The organism is Rhodococcus jostii RHA1 (assembly GCF_000014565.1).
Lineage (GTDB): Bacteria > Actinomycetota > Actinomycetes > Mycobacteriales > Mycobacteriaceae > Rhodococcus_F > Rhodococcus_F jostii_A.
In genome coordinates this window covers 6,352,878-6,374,693 of the sequence record NC_008268.1, presented here as the reverse complement: position 1 = coordinate 6,374,693, position 21,816 = coordinate 6,352,878, and the positions used below count along the sequence as shown (strand labels likewise).

Annotated in this window: 21 protein-coding genes; 2 read left to right on the top strand and 19 right to left on the bottom strand. The window is 67.2% G+C overall.

Translation table 11 applies throughout. The features are described from left to right. Positions 1-36 precede the first annotated feature (36 nt). Positions 37-387, top strand: a complete 351-nt coding sequence (locus tag RHA1_RS28955) for a hypothetical protein (protein ID WP_009479177.1) — start codon at positions 37-39, stop codon at positions 385-387. A 10-nt stretch (positions 388-397) separates the two neighbouring features. Here the strand turns inward: RHA1_RS28955 and RHA1_RS28950 are convergent, their stop codons facing one another. Further along, positions 398-868 (bottom strand): MarR family winged helix-turn-helix transcriptional regulator, encoded by a 471-nt coding sequence (locus RHA1_RS28950; RefSeq protein WP_016883330.1) that lies wholly within the window; start codon positions 866-868, stop codon positions 398-400. Between the two features lie 323 nt (positions 869-1,191). On the opposite strand from RHA1_RS28950, the gene RHA1_RS28940 reads away from it, so the two are divergent. Then, positions 1,192-1,695 (top strand): nuclear transport factor 2 family protein, encoded by a 504-nt coding sequence (locus RHA1_RS28940; protein ID WP_011598006.1) that lies wholly within the window; start codon positions 1,192-1,194, stop codon positions 1,693-1,695. A gap of 4 nt (positions 1,696-1,699) precedes the next feature. On the opposite strand, the gene RHA1_RS28935 is transcribed toward RHA1_RS28940, so the two are convergent. From RHA1_RS28935 to RHA1_RS28850, 18 genes are all read right to left on the bottom strand, one after another. After that, complete coding sequence (locus RHA1_RS28935; protein WP_016883331.1) at positions 1,700-2,434, bottom strand: DUF1906 domain-containing protein; 735 nt, start codon at positions 2,432-2,434, stop codon at positions 1,700-1,702. Between the two features lie 165 nt (positions 2,435-2,599). Next, positions 2,600-4,219, bottom strand: coding sequence for an NADH-quinone oxidoreductase subunit NuoN (nuoN, locus tag RHA1_RS28930; RefSeq protein ID WP_011598004.1), 1,620 nt, complete (start codon positions 4,217-4,219; stop codon positions 2,600-2,602). Next, a complete protein-coding gene (locus RHA1_RS28925) occupies positions 4,216-5,787 on the bottom strand; it encodes an NADH-quinone oxidoreductase subunit M (RefSeq protein ID WP_011598003.1) in 1,572 nt (523 codons plus the stop codon). Before RHA1_RS28925 ends, nuoN begins: the two co-directional genes overlap by 4 nt. Beyond that, positions 5,784-7,706, bottom strand: coding sequence for an NADH-quinone oxidoreductase subunit L (nuoL, locus tag RHA1_RS28920; protein ID WP_011598002.1), 1,923 nt, complete (start codon positions 7,704-7,706; stop codon positions 5,784-5,786). Before nuoL ends, RHA1_RS28925 begins: the two co-directional genes overlap by 4 nt. Before the next feature lie 72 nt (positions 7,707-7,778). Beyond that, the gene (nuoK, locus tag RHA1_RS28915; protein ID WP_005239116.1) at positions 7,779-8,078 is read right to left on the bottom strand and encodes an NADH-quinone oxidoreductase subunit NuoK; all 300 of its coding nucleotides are present in this window, start codon (positions 8,076-8,078) and stop codon (positions 7,779-7,781) included. Then, the gene (locus tag RHA1_RS28910) at positions 8,075-8,884 is read right to left on the bottom strand and encodes an NADH-quinone oxidoreductase subunit J (RefSeq protein WP_011598001.1); all 810 of its coding nucleotides are present in this window, start codon (positions 8,882-8,884) and stop codon (positions 8,075-8,077) included. Before RHA1_RS28910 ends, nuoK begins: the two co-directional genes overlap by 4 nt. Positions 8,885-8,915: 31 nt before the next feature. Next, positions 8,916-9,482 carry an NADH-quinone oxidoreductase subunit NuoI gene (nuoI, locus tag RHA1_RS28905; RefSeq protein WP_011598000.1) on the bottom strand — a complete coding sequence of 189 codons (567 nt, stop codon included), beginning with the start codon at positions 9,480-9,482 and terminating at the stop codon, positions 8,916-8,918. Then, complete coding sequence (gene nuoH, locus RHA1_RS28900; RefSeq protein WP_009479167.1) at positions 9,475-10,827, bottom strand: NADH-quinone oxidoreductase subunit NuoH; 1,353 nt, start codon at positions 10,825-10,827, stop codon at positions 9,475-9,477. Before nuoH ends, nuoI begins: the two co-directional genes overlap by 8 nt. Beyond that, a complete protein-coding gene (locus RHA1_RS28895) occupies positions 10,824-13,301 on the bottom strand; it encodes an NADH-quinone oxidoreductase subunit G (protein WP_011597999.1) in 2,478 nt (825 codons plus the stop codon). Before RHA1_RS28895 ends, nuoH begins: the two co-directional genes overlap by 4 nt. Before the next feature lie 76 nt (positions 13,302-13,377). Next, positions 13,378-14,676 (bottom strand): NADH-quinone oxidoreductase subunit NuoF, encoded by a 1,299-nt coding sequence (nuoF, locus tag RHA1_RS28890; RefSeq protein WP_009479165.1) that lies wholly within the window; start codon positions 14,674-14,676, stop codon positions 13,378-13,380. 1 nt (position 14,677) lies between these two features. Then, the gene (gene nuoE / locus RHA1_RS28885) at positions 14,678-15,601 is read right to left on the bottom strand and encodes an NADH-quinone oxidoreductase subunit NuoE (RefSeq protein WP_011597998.1); all 924 of its coding nucleotides are present in this window, start codon (positions 15,599-15,601) and stop codon (positions 14,678-14,680) included. After that, positions 15,598-16,914: an NADH dehydrogenase (quinone) subunit D gene (nuoD, locus tag RHA1_RS28880; RefSeq protein ID WP_011597997.1), complete on the bottom strand. Its 1,317-nt coding sequence runs from the start codon at positions 16,912-16,914 to the stop codon at positions 15,598-15,600. Before nuoD ends, nuoE begins: the two co-directional genes overlap by 4 nt. Beyond that, the gene (locus tag RHA1_RS28875; RefSeq protein WP_011597996.1) at positions 16,914-17,636 is read right to left on the bottom strand and encodes an NADH-quinone oxidoreductase subunit C; all 723 of its coding nucleotides are present in this window, start codon (positions 17,634-17,636) and stop codon (positions 16,914-16,916) included. The genes nuoD and RHA1_RS28875 overlap by 1 nt, the downstream gene beginning before the upstream one ends. 186 nt (positions 17,637-17,822) lie before the next feature. Beyond that, a complete protein-coding gene (locus RHA1_RS28870) occupies positions 17,823-18,377 on the bottom strand; it encodes a NuoB/complex I 20 kDa subunit family protein (protein ID WP_005239105.1) in 555 nt (184 codons plus the stop codon). Between the two features lie 49 nt (positions 18,378-18,426). Next, positions 18,427-18,786, bottom strand: a complete 360-nt coding sequence (locus RHA1_RS28865; protein WP_005239104.1) for an NADH-quinone oxidoreductase subunit A — start codon at positions 18,784-18,786, stop codon at positions 18,427-18,429. A 218-nt stretch (positions 18,787-19,004) separates the two neighbouring features. Beyond that, positions 19,005-19,427: an Rv3143 family two-component system response regulator gene (locus RHA1_RS28860; protein ID WP_029539495.1), complete on the bottom strand. Its 423-nt coding sequence runs from the start codon at positions 19,425-19,427 to the stop codon at positions 19,005-19,007. A gap of 105 nt (positions 19,428-19,532) precedes the next feature. After that, entirely contained in the window at positions 19,533-20,741 is a 1,209-nt protein-coding gene (locus RHA1_RS28855) for a serine hydrolase domain-containing protein (protein ID WP_011597994.1), read from the bottom strand. Positions 20,742-20,906: 165 nt separating this feature from the next. Beyond that, complete coding sequence (locus RHA1_RS28850) at positions 20,907-21,806, bottom strand: restriction endonuclease (RefSeq protein WP_011597993.1); 900 nt, start codon at positions 21,804-21,806, stop codon at positions 20,907-20,909. Positions 21,807-21,816: the final 10 nt, after the last annotated feature.

The window sequence follows — 21,816 nt, the reverse complement described above, 5'->3', positions numbered from 1 at the left end:
CTGTTTGCCGACGGCACCACCGTGGTAGACCGAGGAATGCCCTCGACGCATCACACACCAGATCACTCACTGCGATCGCGACACGCCCGGCGTTCGATACTGTCGATCCGTTCGGAGGGGTCGATTCTCTCGATCGGCTCCGCCTACTCGATCCTGTCCATCGGGAGTGTCGGCTCGGTGCTCTCGATCGGGTCGGTCGGGTCGGCGGGCTCGGCACTGAGCACCGCCTCGTTCGCCAGCCTCGGGTCTGCGCTGTCGGGACTGTCGCGGTGGTCCCTGATGTCCTGGAAGGGGTGGCACGACTCGCCGCCGGAACACCCTCACCTCACAGTCATCGCCGAGGAACCGGACCTCGCCCGGGACGCGACCGCGCACGTCCAGTCCTGACGATGTCAGATCAGGGCGTCCGCCCGGTGCGCGGCCAGGAGTTGCCGTCGTACTTCTCGATTTCGCCGTTGAACTTCGTCAGCAACCGGCGCAGCTCGCCCCGGTCGTGGTCGCTCCACTCGGCGATGATGCGCTCTACGCCTTTTCGGCCCAGCGCCCGGTCGGCGTGAAGCTGTTCGAGCCCCAGCGCGGTGGCCTCGACCTTGCGGGCCATTCCCCCGTCCGGGTCGGGGACGCGTTCGACGAGGCCACGCTTCAGCAAGGCGCCGATCTGCCGGTTGATCGTCGAGATGTCGAGCCGGAAGGCTTCGGCGAGCTGTTTCAGGCTGAGCGGATGTTCCAGTTCCAGGCGCCCGAGGAGGAGGTAGGCGGAACGGTCGAGTTGGAATCCCGCCCGTTGCGCATGGGCGTGATAGCGCGACAGCAATGTCAATTCGTTCTCGACAGCAGCCGCCACCTCGTCGCGTTCGGACACCGACACCTCCACTAGTTACCGTCATTCTGCCCGAGGCATTACTGTGCGCCATACACAAGGTGTGTAGTGTGCACATCCAGATCAGGATCCGTTCACGAACAGCGCGGTATAGAGGACCGAGGCGACGGTGTACACGAAATTGACGAGCAGCTCCATGGGAAAACCTCCAGGTTCCAGAGTGAAAAGAGTGACAACAGGTAATCGGAGTTGCGCCGAGGAGCGTTTCACGCCGTCCCACCCACCGGAAAATGCCCCACCCACGAACTGAAACGTGTTCTTATTTCCGGAGGCGCTCACTCGGGTGCCGGGCGAGAGAAGGGGATGCACACATGCCGTGGAGTCGTGCCGAGCTCGAAGAGGCCTTCGCGCACTACCAGCGAACCGTCAGCCGCTGCGTCGAACTCGGAGACTGGAACGGCTTCGCCGACCTCTTCACGGAAGACGCCACGTACGTCGAGCACGCCTTCGGAGACTTCGACGGACGCGAGGCCATTCGGAAATGGGTCACGCGCACCATGTCGGCCTTCCCCGGAAGCCGGATGACCGCATTCCCGGCGAACTGGTACGTGATCGACGAGGACCGCGGATGGGTCATCTGCGAGATCGACAACCCCATGGAGGATCCCGGCGACGGTTCGGAGCACGCCGCAGCGAACATCACGATCCTGCACTACGCCGGCGACAACCTGTGGTCACGCGAGGAAGACGCGTACAACCCGATGAATTTCCTCGCCGCGGCCAAGAAGTGGTGCCGCGCAGCGGAAGCCGCCGGCACACTACCCGACGACGCCCGGGAATGGCTCACCCGGATGGGCGGGCAACCGGCGGCCTAGCCGGTCACCACTGGCCATAGTCGGGCTCGAGGATGTCATTGAGATCGATGCCGACCCCGTCGACGCTGCTCGCGTCGATCTCGTACTGGTGCAGGTGCGCCGACGGGTGGACATACCCCTCGGGGGTGCCCCAGTCGTGCTGCCAGTACCACGACCCGAGCCCGGCGAGCACCGCCAGATCCAGCGTCTTCGAGTTGGCGTAGATGCCGGTGTTCGCCTTGCCGACCACCGACTCCCACCCGGCGAGGTACGGGGCGATCATGGTGAGGAAATCGGCCGGCGTGGGATTGTCGTCGATGGACGCGTAGATGGGTCGATCCTCGGAACCGCCTGCGGCGAGATGCAATTCGAGCCCGCGCTCCGCGTGCCGCTTACCCGCCTCGAGACCGCCACGCCAATCGGCCGTCGGCCCCTTGCCGAACTGATAGCACGAGACGACCGACAGTCCCGCGTCGAGCAACGCCTGCGCCTCGTCGGCGAGCATCGGCTTGCCTTCCATCCACTCGGCGCCGGGACGGCGGTCGGACACGTAGCGGATGGCACCGGCATAACCGGCCTCGAGGATGGCGTCCGCCGACGGCACCCCACCGGCGTAATCGATCAGGATGCCGAGACTGTCCGCCTTCGCGACGGCGACCGAGGACGTGGTGGACGTGAGCGCCGCGATCCCGGCCACGGCGGATCCCGCTGCCGCGTACCGGAACAGGTCTCTCCGAGAAATCTGCACTGTGGCCCCCATATCCGATCGGTCGCGCTCCGGCGTGTCTCCGACATTCACTCTCGCTCAGTCGGTATGTTGTCCGGTTTGCATTCCACCACACTCACACGGGTCCCGCCAGCCACTTGGACGACATCCGTCACATCGGACACTCGTGACCCGCGCCGAACCGGGCGGCGCAACCCGTCAGCGGAAGAACACCGCAGCCTGGTCCGCCAGATCGAGTGCCCCCTGCGGCAGTATTCCGAGCACCACCGTCACCACCACACCGACCGCGATGGCCGCGGCGGTGAACATGCTGGGCACCACGATCGTCGGGGCGTCGCTCTGCGGCTCCGAGAAGAACATCAGGACGATGACGCGGACGTAGAAAAACGCCGCGATCGCGCTGCTGACGACACCGACGAGGACGAGCGGAACGGCACCGCCCTCGATGGCGGCCTGGAAGACCGCGAACTTGCTGACGAACCCACTCGTCAGCGGGATTCCGGCGAATGCGAGCAGGAACAGTGCAAAGACCCCGCCGACCAGTGGCGAACGCCGCCCCAGCCCCGCCCAGCGCGACAGGTCCGTCGCCTCGCCCCGGCTGTCCCGCACCAGGGTGACGACGGCGAATGCGCCGAGCGTGCTGAATCCGTACGCCAGGAGGTAGAACATCGTGGACGACAGACCCGCCCGGTTGGCCGCGATCAGACCGGTGAGGATGAACCCGGCGTGCGCGACCGACGAGTACGCGAGCATCCGCTTGACGTCGTTCTGCGTGACCGCCATGACCGCACCGACCACCATGGTGAGGATGGCGACGCCCCACATCACGGGCCGCCAGTCCGCGCGCAGGTCGGGCAGAGCCACGTAGAAGATGCGCAGCATCGCACCGACAGCCGCGACCTTGGTGGCCGCCGCCATGAAGGCGGTGATCGGAGTGGGCGCACCCTGATAGACGTCGGGAATCCACGAGTGGAACGGGACGGCGCCGATCTTGAACAACAAGCCCACCGACAGGAGCGCGGTACCGATCAGCGCCAGCGTCTTGTCGTCGGTGCCCCGGGCGAGCGCGTCCGCGATCCGCGGCAACTCGACGGTGCCCGCGTAGCCGTACAGCAACGCCACACCGAACAGGAAGAACGCCGACGAGAACGCCCCGAGCAGAAAGTATTTGAGGGCCGCCTCCTGCGACAGGAGACGGCGACGCCGCGCCAGCCCGCACAGCAGGTACAGCGGCAGCGAGAGCACTTCGAGTGCCACGAACATGGTGAGGAGATCGTTGGACGCCGGGAACAGGAGCATCCCGCCGACCGCGAACAGGGCGAGGGGAAAGACCTCGGTATGCCCGGGGGCGTTCTTGGTGGCCTCCCGTTCGGCGACGCTGCCGGGGACGGCGAACGCCTGCGGGGTGAAGGCGTCGGTTCCGCCTTCCGGCTCGGCGGTCGCGGCCGTGACCTCCGCGGTCGCCACTCGGACCCCACTGTCGACGCTCCGCTCGGCGATCAGCAGGATCGCGGGTATCGAGATCAGCAGGATCGTTCCCTGGAGGAACAGCGTCGGACCGTCGACGGCCACCGCGCCCGCGACGGTGGAGTCGCGGGTCCCGGCGAGCATGACGACGGCCACGAACGCGGCGGTGAGTCCTCCGAGCGCGAGGACGAGATGGCTCGAGTAGCGGCCACGCCGGGGCAGGAACGCCTCGACGAGCACACCGGCGACAGCCACGCCGAACACGATCAACATGGGTGCCAGCTGACCGTATTCGATGTCCGGCGCGCGCAGCGTCGTGGACTGGGCGAGTACGAAGTCGGAGGTACTCATCGGTGTGTGCCTCCCTGTGGGTCCTGCCCGGCGACGGTAGGTGCAGGATCGTGCTGACCGACGGTGACGAGGACGTGGCTCACCGCGGGGGTGATGACATCCAGCACGGGTTTGGGGTAGACGCCGAGGACGAGCAGCAGGGCGATCAGCGGCGCCACGACCGCGATCTCACGGCGCACGAGGTCGCGGACGGTCTCGTTGCCCTCCTTCAGCGGCCCGGTCATCATCCGCTGGTAGAGCCACAGCACGTAGATCGCGGCGAGGACGAGCGCGAAAGTCGCGACCACGGCGGCGATCTGGTAGCGCGAGAACGTGCCGACCAGGACGAGGAACTCGCTGATGAACGGTGCCAGGCCCGGCAGCGACAGCGTCGCGAGGCCCGCCACGAGGAACGTCCCTGCCATCACCGGCGCGACCTTCTGCACGCCGCCGTAGTCGGCGATGAGGCGGGTGCCGCGCCGCGACACCAGGAACCCGGCGATCAGGAACAGCGCCGCGGTCGAGATGCCGTGGTTGACCATGTACAGCGTCGAACCGGCCTGTCCCTGGCTCGTCATGGCGAAGATGCCGAGAATGATGAACCCGAAGTGCGAGATCGACGTGTAGGCGATCAGTCGCATCACGTCGGTCTGACCGATGGCCAGTACCGCGCCGTAGATGATTCCGATCACCGCCAGCACCGTGACGAACGGCGCGAAGTACGCGGACGCCTCGGGGAACATCTGAAGGCAGTACCGCAGCATGCCGAACGTCCCGACCTTGTCGACGACGGCCATCATGAGCACCGCGCTCGCAGGGGTGGCTTCCACCGCGGCGCCCGGCAGCCACGTGTGGAACGGCCACAACGGCGCCTTGACCGCGAACGCGAACATGAAACCGAGGAACAGTGCCTTCAGCACGCCGGGGTCCGCGTCCAGCCCTTCGGCGACGATCACCCGGAAGTCGAAGGTGCCGCCGCCGAAGGCGTCCTGGCGCGCCGTCACCACGTACACCCCGATGACCGCGGCCAGCATGATCAGGCCGCCGAACAGGTTGTAGAGCAGGAACTTCACCGCGGCGTACGTCCTCCCCACCCCGCCGAATCCTCCGATCAGGAAGTACATCGGGATGAGCATGGCCTCGAAGAAGATGTAGAAGAGCAGGACGTCGAGGGCGGCGAACGACACGATCACCATCGCCTCGACCATCAGCGTCAGCGCCACGTACGTGTGTGCCATCCGCCGCTGCCCGTAGTCGGGTGCGGTGTCACCGTCGTTCCACCCCGCCAGCAGCAGCAGCGGCACCAGAATGGTGGTGAGGAGCACCAGGACGAGCGCGATGCCGTCCAGGCCCAGGATGTACCGGGTGCCGAACGCCGGGATCCACGCGTGGGATTCCACGAACTGGTACTGCTCGCCGGTCGGATCGAACCGGATCGCCAGCACGACGGCCAGGCACAGCACCACCACGGACACGCCCACGGCGACGGATTTCGCGAGCGCGCGCTTGTGGACGGGCAATGCCAGGACCACACCGGCGCCGACGAGTGGCAGCACCCAGAGGGCGGTCAGCCACGGGAAGCCGCTCACCACAGCCTCACCAGCATCGTGGCGACCAGAAGGGCCGCCCCCGCGAACATGAACAGCGCGTACGACCGGACGAACCCGGTCTGCAGACGCCGCACCCGCATCGACGTTCCGCCGACGAGCGCGGCGAACCCGTTGACGGCACCGTCGACTCCGCTTCCGTCGACGGTGACGAGTGTTCGCGTCAGTTCCTGCCCGGGACGCATCAGCGCCGCCTCGTTGAACGCGTCGCCGTACAGGTCCTTCCTGGCCGCGACAGTGAACGCGGTGACGTCGGCCGGCGCGACCTCGGGGATCGGCTGCCGGGCGTACTGCCGGTAGGCCACCGCGACTCCCGCGAGCACCACCACCAGCGTGAGTGCGGTGATCGCCCACACGGGCAGGACGGGCTCGCCGTGGTGGGCGCCGACCACCGGTTCCAGCCAGTGCTGCAGGGAGGAGCCGACGGCGAGTAGGGCGCCGGCGGCGACCGAGCCCACCGCCAGCAGGATCATCGGTACCGTCATCACCCCTGGCGATTCGTGTGGGTCGGCGACGGGAACATCCCCCTTCCCCTCGCCCGCCCCGGAAGCCCACCGCGGTTGTCCGAAGAAGGTCATCAGCATCACCCTGGTCATGTAGAAGGCGGTGAGTCCCGCGCCGAGCAGCGTGACCGTTCCGAGGACGACGCCCTGAACGCCCTCGGCGGCGAACGCCGCTTCGATGATCTTGTCCTTGGAGAAGAAGCCGGAGAACGGCGGAATCCCGATGATGGCCAGGTATCCCAGCCCGAACGTGACGAACGTGATCGGCATGACGGTGCGCAGACCGCCGTAGCGGCGCATGTTCACCTCGTCGTTCATGCCGTGCATCACCGAGCCTGCGCCGAGGAACAGGCCGGCTTTGAAGAAGCCGTGGGTGAGCAGCAGCATGATCGCGAACGCGTATCCGGCCGGTCCCAGACCGGCGGCCAGCACCATGTACCCGATCTGGCTCATCGTGGATGCCGCCAGCGCCTTCTTGATGTCGTCTTTCGCGCAGCCGATGATCGCGCCGAACAGCAGGGTCACCGCACCGACGATCACGACGGCGAGCTGGGCATTCGGGGCCAGGTCGAAGATCGCGTTGGACCGGACGATCAGATACACACCCGCCGTGACCATCGTCGCGGCGTGGATGAGCGCCGACACCGGTGTCGGGCCCTCCATCGCGTCACCGAGCCAGGACTGCAACGGGACCTGCGCCGATTTGCCGCAGGCGGCGAGCAGCAGCGCGAGCCCGATCGCGGTGAGCACCCCCTCGCTCGCGGCGTCGGCACGCGTGAACACGTCGGCGAATTCGATCGAGCCGAAAGTCGAGAACATGATCATGATCGCGAGGACCAGGCCCATGTCGCCGACGCGGTTGACCACGAACGCCTTCTTCGCGGCCGCCGCCGCGGACGGCTTGTACTGCCAGAACCCGATGAGCAGGTACGAGGCGAGACCGACGCCCTCCCATCCGACGTACAGGCCCAGGAAGTTGTCGGCCAGCACCAGCAGCAGCATCGCCGCGAGGAACAGGTTGAGGTAGGCGAAGAATCGCCTACGCTCCGGATCGTGCGCCATGTAGCCGACCGAGTAGATGTGGATCAGCGAACCCACCCCGGTGATCAGCAGCACGAAGCACACGGACAGCTGGTCGAGTTGGAGACCGAAATCCACCTGGAGTTCGCCTATCGGCACCCAGCTGAACAGGGTCTGGTGCACGACCCGCTCGGCGGCGTCCCTGCCCAGCATGTCGACGAAGAAGACGACGCCGAGCGCGAAGGAGACCAATGCCGTCGCGCAGCCGAGGAGATGGCCCCACGCGTCGCTGCGGCGGCCCGCGAGCAGGAGCACGGCGGCGCCGAGGAGGGGCAGAACCGGCAGCAGCCACACGGCCGACGAGAGCGTTCCGCTCATGCCGCACCGCCGATCGGGGCGTCGTCGTCGGGCAAAGTCACCTTCTCGAGGATGTGCGTCATCGGGGACCCGTCAGTTCTTGAGGAGGTTGGCGTCGTCGACGGAAGCCGAACGGCGGGAACGGAATATGGTCATGATGATCGCCAGACCGACGACGACCTCGGCGGCCGCGACGACCATCGTGAAGAACGCGAAGACCTGGCCGTCGAGGTTGCCGTGCATCCGGGCGAACGTCACGAACGCCAGGTTCGAGGCGTTGAGCATCAGTTCGATGCACATGAACACGATGATCGCGTTGCGCCGGATCAGCACCCCGGCCGCGCCGATCGTGAACAGCAGCGCCGACAGGTAGAGGTAGTTCTCGGGGTTCATCGCCGATCCCCCTCGTCGGTCGCACCGGGGTCGGGGGTCGCGACGTCCGCGGTGCCCAGCGCCCGAGCGGGCAGGCTCGGCCGCCGTTCGAGCGACCGGCTGACGGACAGCTCGGAGAACGTGCCGTCGGGCAGCAACGCCGGTATGTCGACCGCGTTGTGCCGCGCGTACACACCCGGACTGGGCAGCGGCGTGACCCGGGCCCCCTCCCGGACGCGGTCCTGGGACAGCTCGCGCTGGTCCTTCCGCCGCTCGAAACGCTCCCGGTGGGCCAGCACCATCGCACCGATGGTCGCGGTGATCAGCAACGCACCGGTCAGTTCGAAAGCCCACACGTACCGGACGAACACGAGTTCGGCCAGCCCCTCGACGTTGCCCGCGGCGTTGGCCTGATCGAGACCGGTGAACGCGGAGACGGACGCGCTGCCGATGCCGCCGATCAGCAGGAGACCGAATCCCAGCCCGGCCGCGATCGCGGCTACCCGCTGACCGCGGAGGTTCTCGACGAGGGATTCGGAGGAATCGACACCGATGAGCATGAGCACGAACAGGAACAGCATCATGACCGCGCCGGTGTACACCACGATCTGTACGACGCCGAGGAAGAGTGCGCCCTGGGCGATGTAGAACACGGCGAGGATGATCATGGTCGTCGCTAGGAAGATCGCCGAGTAGACGGCCTTGGTTGCGCTGACCACTCCGAGCGCGCCGATCACCGCCACGGTCGCGAGGACCCAGAACTGCACACCCTCGCCCGTCGAGGTCTGGGTGAAGGGTTCCGCGACCAGTTGGACCGCGGACGGCATCGTGTTCACCACGTCGGCTCTCCTCCCTCGATCACGGCCTGTCCCCCGCCGTGTCGTCGACCTCGGACTCGTCCTGCGCCGCAGCCGCCGCTCCCCCGGTCACGGTGCCGCGGTAATAGTCCTCGGCGGTGGCGCCCGGGGCCATCGGGTGCGGCGACTCGACCATGCCGGGCTCGAGCGGGGCCAGCAGCCGGTCCTTCTCGTAGATCAGGCCGGCCCGGTTGTCGTCGGCCATCTCGTACTCGTTGGTCATGGTCAGCGCCCGCGTCGGGCACGCCTCGATGCACAGCCCGCACCCGATGCAGCGCAGGTAGTTGATCTGGTACACCTGGCCGTACCGCTCGCCGGGCGAGAAGCGTTCCTCGTCGGTGTTGTCGGCGCCCTCCACGTAGATGGCGTCGGCGGGGCACGCCCAGGCACACAGTTCGCACCCGATGCACTTCTCCAGTCCGTCCGCGTAACGGTTGAGCTGATGCCTGCCGTGGTAGCGGGGCGCCGTCGGCACCTTCTCCTCGGGGTAGAACTCCGTATTCGATTTCTTGAACATCGTCGAGAAGGTCACGCCGAAACCCGCTATGGGGCCGAGGAATTTAGTCATCGCTGTTCTCCTGGGTGGGACCGGTGGAGTGTGCGCCGGTGACGGAGACGGGGGTGCGCCGGAACGCAGGCAGCGTCTGACCCGGCATCGGCGGAACCGGGTATCCACCGGCCATGGGGTCGAACGGTTCGAGTGTCTCCGGGGACAGTTCGGCGCGTCCCCGCGGCTCGACCGGCTTCTCGGGCGCGGGGACGCGGCCCGGGCGCAGCCGCTTCCACAACAGCACCACCACGACGAGGGCCACGACGAGGCCCGCGACGACGAGCGCGATCGAGCGGGCGTCGTATCCCTCGTTGCGGAAGGCCCGGACGGTGGCGACGATCATGACCCACACCAGCGAGATCGGGATCAGGATCTTCCAGCCGAGACCCATGAACTGGTCGTACCGCAGCCTGGGCAACGTGGCGCGCAGCCAGACGAACACGAACAGGAAGCCCCAGACCTTCAGCGTGAACCACAGCACCGGCCACCAGCCGGAATTCGCGCCGTCCCACAGGCTCAGCGGGAACGGGGCATGCCAGCCGCCGAGGAACAGCGTGGTGGCGAGCGCCGAGACCGTCACCATGTTCACGTACTCGGCGAGCATGAACATGGCGAAGCTTAGCGAGGAGTACTCGGTGTGGAACCCGCCGACCAGTTCGCCTTCCGCCTCGGGCAGATCGAACGGCGCCCGGTTGGTCTCGCCGACCATCGACGTGACGTAGATGAGAAACGACGGCAGCAGCAGGAAGACGTACCAGGTGTGTTCCTGGGCGGCGACGATGCCCGACGTGGACATCGTTCCGGCGTCCAGGAAGACTGCCGCGAACGACAACGCCATCGCGATCTCGTACGAGATCACCTGCGCCGTCGAGCGCAGCCCTCCCAGCAACGGGTACGTGGAACCGGACGCCCAGCCGGCGAGCACGATGCCGTAGACGCCGATCGACGTGGCCGCGAGGACGTAGAGGACGGCCACCGGGAGGTCCGTCAACTGCAATGGCGTGTAGTGCCCGAAGATCGACACCGCCGGCCCGAACGGGATCACGGCGAACGCCATGAACGCAGGTACCGCGGCGATGACCGGCGCCAGGATGTAGATCGGCTTGTCCACACCCTTCGGGACGATCCCCTCTTTCAGTGCGAGCTTGATGCCGTCGGCGAGGCTCTGCAGCATGCCCCGCGGGCCGACCCGGTTCGGGCCGACGCGCATCTGCATCCACGCCATGACCTTGCGTTCGGCCAGGATCGTCAGAAGCGGGGTGAGGACGAGGAACACGAAGATGGCCAGGGCCTTGCCGAGCACCAGCCACCACGGGTCGTGCCCGAACAGAGCCGGGTCGGGGTAGACGCCCTCGATCGTCACAGCGCACCTCCCGGGACGATCCCGTTGGTGCCGGCCGCGCGGCGGACGTTCACGACGCTCCCCGCCCGGGCAGCCAGTTGCGGGTAGACAGCGGATCCGGGCGAGTTGAGCGGCAGCCACACCACTCGATCCGGCATGTCGGTGATCACCAACGGCAGCGTGACGGCGCCCCGTTCCGTCGTCACGGTGACCGGATCTCCGTCACCGGCACCCGACTCGGCCGCCGAGACCGCGGACATCCGCACGACCGGCGTCCGGGCAGTGCCCGCCAGGTGCGGTTCCCCGTCCTGCAGTCGTCCCGAGTCGAGCAGCATCCGCCAGGTGGCGAGCACCGCCTCCCCCGGCCCGGGTTCCCGCCGCGGCGGGTGCGGGTGGCCGGGCGGATCCGGGAATTCTCCGTCCCAGGCGCCGAGCCTCTCCAGTTCGCGCCGTGCGGTCGCGGCGTCCGGAAGACCGAGCGAGACACCCATTTCGCCGGCGATCGCGTGCAGCACCCGCTGATCGGGCATCGACCCGGTGGCGCGGAGGGCGGCGTCGAAATCGCGTGCGCGCCCTTCCCAGTCGAGGAAGGTGCCCGGCTTCTCCATGACCGGTGCGATGGGGAACACCACGTCCGCGCGCTCGCTGATCGCACTGTGCCGCAGTTCCAGACTCACCACGAAACCTGCCGACTCGACGGCGGCCAACGCGGCCTGCGGGTCGGGGAGATCGTCGGCCTCGACACCGCCGATCACGAGCGCCCCGAGCGTCTTCGCCTCGGCCGCGGCGAGGATGCCCGCGGTATCCCGGCCTGCCGTCTCCGGCAGATCCGCGATGTTCCACACGGACGCGACCTGCCGCCGCGCCTCCGGATCGGCCACCGGTCGGCCACCCGGGAGCAGTCCGGGCAGCGCGCCCGCCTCCAGTGCGCCGCGTTCGCCGGCCCGGCGCGGCACCCAGGCCAGCCGGGCCCCGGTCTCGTCGGCCAGCCGCACCGCCGCGGACAGCGCCCCCGGCACCCCGGCGAGTCTCTCCCCGACCACGATGACCGCACCCGGCCTGCGCAGCAGCTCGGTGACACCGGGCTCCAGATCACCCGTGCGGAGACCGTCGAGCACTTCCGCCTCCGCATTCGGGGCGGACCGCAGCAGCCGGCCGGACATCTTCTCCAGGCCACGGGACGTGTACGGCGCGATCGAGTAGACCGGAACGGCCTTCGCCCGCACGGCCTTGCGCAGCCGCAGAAAGACGATCGGTGATTCCTCCTCCGGCTCGAACGCCGCGAGAAGGACGACCGGCGCGGCGTCGAGATCCTCGTACGTGACCGCGAATCGCTGCCCCGCCACCCGGGCCGCCAGGAATTCGGACTCCTCGCCGGAGTGCGCGCGACTGCGGAAGTCGATGTCGTTGGTGCCGAGCGCTGTTCGCGCGAACTTCGCGTAGGCGTAGGCGTCCTCCCACGTGGACCGCCCCCCGACGAGAACACCGGCGTTGCCCCGCGCGGCGGCCAATCCCCGCGCCGCGACGGCCAGGGCCTCGGACCAGGAGGCGGGTGCCAGCGTGCCGTCGTCGCCGCGGACCAGCGGGGCGGTGATCCGGTCCCGCTCGGTGGCGTAGGCGAACGCCCACCTCCCCTTGTCGCAATTCCACTCCTCGTTGACCTCGGGATCGTCGCCCGCCAGCCGGCGCAGCACCTTCCCCCGCCGGTGGTCGGTGCGCTGGGCGCACCCGCTCGCACAGTGCTCGCAGACGCTGGGGCTGGAGACCAGGTCGAACGGGCGGGCCCGGAACCGGTACGCCGAACCGGTCAGCGCACCCACCGGGCAGATCTGGACGGTGTTACCGGAGAAGTACGACTCGAACGGTTCCTTCGCGTAGATCCCGACCTGCTGCAGCGCGCCCCGTTCCATGAGTTCGATGAACGGGTCGCCGGCGACCTGCTGGGAGAACCGGGTACACCGCGCGCACAACACACACCGCTCGCGGTCCAGCAGGACCTCCGTGGACAGCGGAATCGGTTTGGGGAACGTGCGTTTGACCTCCCCGAAGCGCGACTCCGCGCGCCCGTTGGACATCGCCTGATTCTGCAGCGGGCACTCGCCGCCCTTGTCGCACACCGGGCAGTCCAGGGGATGGTTGATCAGCAGCAACTCCATCACACCCTTCTGCGCCTTGTCGGCGACGGGCGACGTGAGCTGGGTGCGGACGACCATGCCGTCGGTGACCGTCGTGGTGCAGGAAGCGAGCGGCTTGCGCTGCCCCTCCACGTCGACGAGGCACTGACGGCAGGCGCCGACCGGATCGAGCAACGGGTGGTCGCAGAACCGCGGGATCTGAATACCGATCATCTCCGCGGCACGAATCACCAACGTGCCCTTGGGAACACTGACCTCGACACCGTCGATGACAACGCTCACTGCGTCAGGGCTCGTATCATGGCTCGCTACGCTCGCTGGCGCGGAGCCCTTCACACGCGCCCTTCCCTCATCGCTCACTCGCTGCGCTCCCTCGCTCCTCGGTCCAGAACGCGCGGCCTCCGCGCCGAAACATCGCTCGCTACGCTCGCTGGCTTCATGCATGCACTCCCGCCATGAGCGTGGACTGATGCGGGTCGAACGGGCAGCCGCCCTGCTCGAAGTGTGCGAGGTACTCGTCGCGGAAGTACTTGATGGAAGACATGATCGGGCTGGCCGCACCGTCACCGAGAGCGCAGAACGACTTGCCGAGGATGTTGTCGGCAATGTCGAGCAGTTTCTCCAGATCGGCGTCGGTCCCCTCCCCCCTTTCGAGGCGCTCCAGGATCTGCACCAGCCAATAGGTGCCTTCCCGGCAGGGCGTGCACTTGCCACACGACTCGTGCGCATAGAACTCGGTCCAGCGCAGCACGGCACGCACCACGCACGTGGTCTCGTCGAAGATCTGCAGGGCCTTGGTGCCCAGCATCGACCCGGCGGCCCCCACACCCTCGTAGTCGAGGGCGACGTCGAGATGCTCGTCGGTGAAGATCGGTGTCGAGGAACCGCCCGGAGTCCAGAACTTCAACCGGTGCCCGGCACGGACTCCGCCCGCGTACTCGAGCAACTCCCGCAGGGTGATTCCGAGCGGGGCCTCGTACTGTCCGGGCTTCGTCACGTGCCCGGACAGGGAGTACAGGGTGAAGCCGGGCGACTTCTCGCTGCCCATCGACCGGAACCACTCGATGCCGTTCACGATGATCGGCGGGACGCTCGCAATCGACTCCACGTTGTTGACGACGGTCGGTGACGCGTAGAGACCGGCCACCGCGGGGAACGGCGGACGCAACCGAGGCTGACCGCGGCGACCCTCCAGCGAATCGAGCAGCGCCGTCTCCTCCCCGCAGATGTACGCCCCCGCACCCGCGTGCACGACCAGTTCGAGGTCGAAACCGCTGTCCAGGATGTTCGTGCCGAGGTAGCCAGCCGCATACGCCTCCGCGACCGCGGCCTGCAGTCGGCGCAGCACCGGTACCACCTCACCGCGCACATAGATGAAGGCGTGCCCGGCGCGGATCGCGTACGCCGCGATGATGACGCCCTCGACGAGCGCGTGGGGCGTCGCCAGCATGAGCGGCATGTCCTTGCAGGTGCCCGGTTCCGACTCGTCGGCGTTGACCACGAGGTAGTGCGGCTTGGCGTCGCCCTGCGGGATGAACGACCACTTCATCCCGGTCGGGAACCCGGCCCCACCACGACCCCGCAGTCCGGCCTCCTTGACGGTCGAGATGACCTCGTCGGGGTCCATGCGCAGCGCCTTCTGCAGGCCCTCGTACCCGTCGTGGCGACGGTACGTGTCGAGGGTCCACGACTCGGGCTCGTCCCAGTAGCGGCTCAGTACAGGGGTCAGCGGCATGTCAGTCTCCCTTTCGACCCGGGTCGGTGGCCGCCGGATCCGTCTCCGAGGTGGACCGATCCGGGGGCACCGTCGCGGACGGGGCAGGCGCCGGCTGGTCCTTCGCCGATTCCGCCGCCATCGGCTCGGTGTTCCGCGACGCCGGCTCCGGGATCAGCGACGTCTCCGCCGGATCCGGCGCCGTCATGCCCCGTTCGTGCGCCACACGCAGTCCGGCGAGTGTGGCGTCGCCCGCGGTGCCGCCCTCCGCCGGCGCACCGGGACGCTCGTCGGGGAACCCGGCGAGAATACGGGCCGTCTCCCGGAAAGTGCACAGCGCCGCACCGCGGCTCGGCGACACCCGCTCCCCCGAACGCAGGGAATCGACGAGTGAGCGAGCCGACTCCGGGGTCTGATTGTCGAAGAACTCCCAGTTGACCATCACCACCGGGGCGTAATCGCACGCCGCATTGCACTCGATGTGCTCCAGCGTGACCTTGCCGTCCGCGGACGTGCCACCGTGCGGCAGGTCGAGATGCTCCTCCAGCGCGGCGAGGATCGCGTCGCCGCCCATGATCGCGCACAACGTGTTGGTGCACACTCCGACGTAGTAGTCGCCCGTCGGGTCGCGCCGGTACATCGAATAGAAGGTCGCCACCGCAGCCACCTCGGCGCCGGTCAACCCGAGCCGGCCGGCACAGAACTCGATCCCCGCCGGCGTGATGCACCCGTCCTCCGCCTGCACCAGATGCAGCAGCGGCAACAGCGCGGACCGCGAATTCGGGTAACGCCCGATGACGACGTCGGCATCGGCGTCCAGCCGCGCACCGACCTCCGGCGGATACTCCTCACGCGCACCCGGCCGCACCAACAGCCCGTTCTCCTCCGGCCGGGGGCCGAACTCGATGAAGATGGGGGTTTGCTTCGGTGCTGCTTGCTCGGTCATCGGTCCACGCCCCCCATCACCGGATCGATACTCGCAACCGCCGCAATGACATCCGCAACCATGCCGCCCTCACACGTGGCCGCAACCGACTGCAGGTTCGTGAACGACGGATCCCGGAAATGCACCCGAAACGGGCGGGTGCCGCCATCGCTCACCATGTGCACACCGAGCTCACCCCGCGGCGACTCCACTGCCACATACACCTGACCCGGCGGCACCCGGAAACCCTCCGTCACCAACTTGAAGTGATGGATCAGCGACTCCATCGAAGAATCCATGATCTCGCGGACGTGCCCGGGCGAATTACCCAGACCGTCGGGACCCAACGTCAGATCCGCCGGCCACGCGATCTTCTTGTCCTCCGCCATGATCGGGCCCGGCCGCAACTTGTCGAGGCACTGCTCGACGATCTTCAGCGACTCCTTCATCTCGTCGACCCGGATCAAATAGCGGCCGTACGCGTCACACCCCGTATCGGTACTGACATCGAACTCGTAATTCTCGTAACCGCAATACGGCTGCGACTTCCGCAGATCGTGCGGCAGACCCGTCGCCCGCAGCATCGGACCCGTGATACCGAGCGCCATGCACCCCGTGAGGTCCAGATACCCGATGCCCTGCGTACGCCCCTTCCAGATGCGGTTGTCGTTGAGCAGATTCTCCATGTCCCGCAGCCGTTCCGGCATCAACGCGAGCAACTCGCGCACCTTCTCCACCGCACCCTCCGGCAGATCCTGCGACAAACCACCCGGCCGGATATACGCATGATTCATGCGGAGACCCGTGATCATCTCGAACACGTCCAGAACCAGCTCACGCTCCCGGAAACCGAACAGCATCGCCGTGACCGCCCCCAACTCCATACCACCCGTGGCCAACGCCACCAGATGCGAAGAGATGCGGTTGAGCTCCATCAACATCACCCGGATGACACTCGCCCGCTCCGGCACCTCATCCGTGATGTCCAGCAACTTCTCCACACCGAGGCAATACGCCGTCTCATTGAAGAACGGCGACAGGTAATCCATCCGCGTCACAAACGTCACGCCCTGCGTCCACGTCCGATACTCGAGGTTCTTCTCGATACCCGTATGCAGATAACCGATACCGCACCGGGCCTCCGTGACCGTCTCACCCTCGATTTCCAAGATGAGCCGCAACACCCCATGCGTCGACGGATGCTGCGGACCCATATTGACGACGATCCGCTCCTCGCCGCCCTCCGAACCCCCACCACCCGACGACGCCTTCACCGCATCGACAACGTCGTCCCAGTCCTGACCCGCGACAGTGAAAACCGTGTCCTCGCTCATCAGTTGTACCCCCGCCGTTCGTCGGGCGGCGCGATCTCCGCGCCCTTGTACTCGACCGGAATACCGCCGAGCGGATAATCCTTCCGCTGCGGATGACCCGGCCAGTCATCCGGCATCTCGATCCGCGTCAACGACGGATGACCATCGAACACGATCCCGAAAAAGTCGTACGTCTCCCGCTCGTGCCAATCATTCGTCGGATACACCTCATACAACGACGGGATGTGCGGATCCGCATCCGGTGCCGCCACCTCCAAACGAATCCGCCGATTGTGCGTAATCGACAACAACGGATACACCGCATGCAACTCCCGGCCCGCATCCTGCGGGAAATGCACACCATTCACACCCAGACACATCTCGAACCGCAAATCCGGCTCATCACGCAACACACGCGCCACCAACGGCAAGAACTCGCGCCGCACCCCGAACGTCACCTCACCCCGAAACACCACAACCGACTCGATCGCCACCTCGAAACCCACACCCGACTCCGCCAACGCCGCCCCCAACCCATCCGCGACATCATCGAAATACCCCCCGAACGGCCGCGGCGTACTCCCCGGCAACAACACCGGACGCACCAACCGCCCATACCCCGACGTGTCCCCACTACCCCGCACCCCGAACAAACCCTTGCGCACACCGATCTGTTCTGTAACTCGGCTCGCTTTGCTCGCTTGTGCCGGAGCTTGGTCGTGCGGTCTTCCCTCGTCACTCACTCGCTACGCTCCCTCGCTCCTCAGTCCAGACCGCACGGCTCCGGCACCTTCTGCTCGGCTCGCTTCGCTCCCTCGACACCACCACACCGCCCCGGCACCTTCTGCTCGGCTCGCTTCGCTCCCTCGACACCACCACACGGCCCCGTCGCTGAATCTCGGTCCGCTTCACTCCCTCGCCCGCGCCGGTCATCTCAGAAGGCCCTTCATCTGGATGGTGGGGGTGGCGGCCAGCGCCGCCTGCTCCGCCGCACGCGCCACCTCCTCGCGGTGAACACCGAGCGGCATCTGCTGGATCTTCTCGTGCAAGGTGAGGATCGCGTTCAGCAGCATCTCCGGCCGCGGCGGGCACCCGGGCAGATAGATGTCCACCGGCACGATGTGGTCGACGCCCTGCACGATCGCGTAGTTGTTGAACATGCCGCCCGACGACGCGCAGACACCCATCGCCAGCACCCACTTCGGCTCCACCATCTGGTCGTAGATCTGCCGCAGCACCGGGGCCATCTTCTGACTCACCCGGCCCGCCACGATCATCAGGTCCGCCTGCCGCGGCGACGCCCGGAACGCCTCCATGCCGAAACGGGCGATGTCGAAGCGTCCGCCGGCGGTGGCCATCATCTCGATCGCACAGCAGGCGAGCCCGAAACTCGCCGGCCACAGCGAGCCCTTGCGGACATAGCCCGCGAGCCCCTCGACCGTGGTCAGCAGGAAGCCGCTCGGCAGCTTCTCCTCGATGCCCATATCCGACTCTTCTCTTCCGACTTAGCTTTTGGATCGCTGACGGGACCGATCAGTCCCAACTGAGACCGCCACGCCGCCACTCGTACGCGTAGGCGACGGAGACGTTGAAGATGAACAGGGCCATGGCCCCGAGACCGAAGAAACCGAGAGCATCGAAGTGAACTGCCCACGGATAGAGGAACACGATCTCGATGTCGAAAATGATGAAGAGCATGGCCGTCAGGTAATACTTCACCGGGATGCGGCCGGCACCCAGAGGCGAGAGTGTCGGCTCGATGCCGCACTCGTAGGCGTCGAGCTTGGCACGGTTGTAGCGCCTCGGACCGACGATCCTCGCCACGATCACGGAGAAGACCGCGAACGCGACCGCAATCGCCCCGAGCACGAGGATCGGCACATAGACATTCATGCCGTCTCAGCTCCCCTCTTCCCGAGCCTGTCCGCCCGATTCCCGGACGGTCGTTTCCGAAGCTACGCTCTTGTGAGTTATGCCACAGCGTACAAGGGAAGTCGTCGGGCCCGGTCGATTTGACCGTGCGAGTTCCAGGCGATCTCGAAGCACGGAAAACCCCTGCGGCACAGGCGCTCGATGCACCTTCACGCGGAGGGAAACGGAGTCAGGCGAGCCTAAGCTGAGAGGCGGGTGCGCAGCAGCGCTATGACCGCTTCGGACAACCGGATCGGGTCGAGCGGGTGAGGCACCGCGGCCTCGGCCCGCGACCAGCTGGCCAGCCAGGCGTCGTCTGGGCGGCCGGTCAGCACCAGGATCGGGGGGCAGTCGTCGATCTCGTCCTTCAACTGCTTCGCGATCCCCATCCCGCCCGCGGGCACCGCCTCCCCGTCCAGGACGGCCAGGTCGATACCGCCGGCATCCATCTGCCGGATCACCACGGGCGCGGTCGCCACCTCGACGTACTCCAACTCCGGAAGGTCGGGGTGCGGACGCGTCCCCAGCGCCAGAACGACCTTCTGGCGGGTGTTCGCATCGTCGCTGTAGACGAGGACACGCAACCGATCAGGACGGCTGGTGTTGGCGGTCGCGTCGGTCACGGACCCGATGCTACCGGTACCCCGCCCTCCAGACCGGAGGCTCGCGTCGATCGAAAAACGGCGCGTCGACATCGAATTGGTCCACCAGCGGCGCGAGCCGCCCGGCTACAGCTTCTCGGCGACGGCGAGCGCCGTCGAGCCGAGCTTCGGCAGGCGGAGATCGGCGATCGGGGTCAGCATGTTGCCGAGCCGGTTGGTGACGAAGGCGATCGACAGCCCGGTGTCGGCGTCGGCGAACGCACCCGACCCGCCCAACCCGTAGTGCCCGAAAGTATTCGACGGCTGCCTGCGACGTGCCACCATCCCCGCGTGGTAGCCGAGCCGCCAGTTCATCGGAATGCCCAGGACGTAGTCGCGGGCCGTCGTCTGCACCTGACTCAGCTGCGCCACGACGTCCGGTGGGAGGAACTCCACACCGCCGACCGTTCCGCCGTTCGCCAGCGCCCCGTACATCCGCGCCAGCGCGCGGGCGCTGAACACGCCGTTCCACCCGGGCATCACGCTGTCGTGGATCGCGGGGTTGCGGACGAGGGCATCGAAACCGGCGGGCATGCCGGCGTCGGCCACGTTGCGCAGACCGGGCAGCCGCGACATCGCGAACGACGTGGCACCCCACGGAACGCCGAACGGGTTGATGTGCGGGAAGGTCCTCGCGATCCGGGCACGCTCGGCCGGCGGCACCTCGTACCAGAACTCCTTCACCCCGAGCGGTTCGGCGACCTCGGTGCGCACCAGTTCCGTGAAGGGTTTCCCAGCCGCGCGGGACGTCAGTTCGGCAACGAGGGAGCCGAACGTCACCGCGTGATAGCCGGGGACCTTCAGCCGCCGCTGATCCGGGGTCGCCGCGGCCAGTGCGGCGCTGACCAGGGAATGGTCCATCAGACTCAGTGGTCCGGGCACGAGCCCGCGTACCCGGTGCAGTCCGGCACGGTGCGACAGCAGTTCGCGCACCGTGATCTCGTCCTTGCCCTCGGCGGCGAACTCGGGCCAGTACTGCGCCACCGGCGTGTCGTAGTCGACGATCCCGCGTCCCGCGAGACGGTGCAGCACGGTGGACGCGACGCCCTTGCCGGTGGAGAACGTGAGGGTGACCGTGTCGTCCTGCCAGAACGTGTCGCGGCTGGCCCATCCCGCCCACACGTCGACGACCGGTTCACCGTGGAGATAGACGGCCAGCGCGCCGCCGCCCTGGCTGCTGTCGTGGAAGAGTCGGAAGAACTGGTCGACGAGCATCCCGAAGCGACGGTCCGCGAGCATCCCGGCGGGCGGCCGTGCCCTGTGGCCCTTCAACGGCCACGGCGCCGTGGTCGTCATTTCGACTTCCCTCGATCGTCTTCACGTCAGCGACATGTGTATTTAACTTCCTCTTTACACACGAGAGGACGCTGTCGGCACCGCTTCAGGGCCTGCGTGATCGCTTCGTGGCCATACCGCAACGGGAAAGAGTGTCCGGGCGCCGGGTAGGTGACCCAGCGCTCATCATTTCGGCTCCAGCGAGTGGAAGTAATCGGACCTGACCTCGACGTCCTCGACGAGGCGCGTGGTGGTCTGGACACCCAGTGAATGCTCCTTCAACAGGTCGCACAGCCGGTCGCCGTCGATGAGGTCGATCGGCGGCGCCCCGTCCCTCTTGGACTCCGTGCGGGCGTCACCGGTGAAGGTTCCGGTGGTGATGAGCAGGCCCTTCTCGCCGCGGCCCGCCATCGCGCCGCGGAAATCGCGCACCGCCCCCGCACCGACGCTGCCGCTGTAACGCTTGCACTGGAAGAACACGGGGAAACTGAGCAGCGACAACTGGTACACGCCGAGTCCCTCGATGTCCCCGTCGCCGCCGCGACCGGTGACGGACGCGCTCGAGAACCCGGACTCCCGCAGTAACCGCTGGGTCAGCCGCTCGAACGCGGGCGGCGACATCTTCAGGACCGTGTCGAGGAGGAGGTCCTTCCAGTCCGCGTCGTTCTCGGCCTCGGCGATGTTGGCATCCGGTTCGTCGTTGCGGCGGGACGCCGCCTTCGCCGATTTGCGGGCGGCGTTCTTCTTGCGGTTCTCGGCGGAGAACTCGGCGTGCAGGGGGCGGATCTCGCTCTCGGCGACCTCGCGGCCCTTCTCCGTCACGCTCCACACCCCGCGCCGGCTGTTCGTGAGCAGACCCATCCCCTTGAGGTAGGTGCGGGCCCACGCCAAGCGGTACTCGATCTCGGTGCTCGGACCGTCACCGTGCAGCACCCCCTGCACGTCGGACGAAAGTCCTTCTCGCTCAACGACGGCGCTGTCGAGTTCCTCGTTGGACGCCGAACCACCGAGAGCAATGGCAGCCTGAAGCGCTGGCCAGAGGAGGTCGACGTACTGAGGAACGTGAACAGTCATGGCCACAAGCATGCCGGAATCC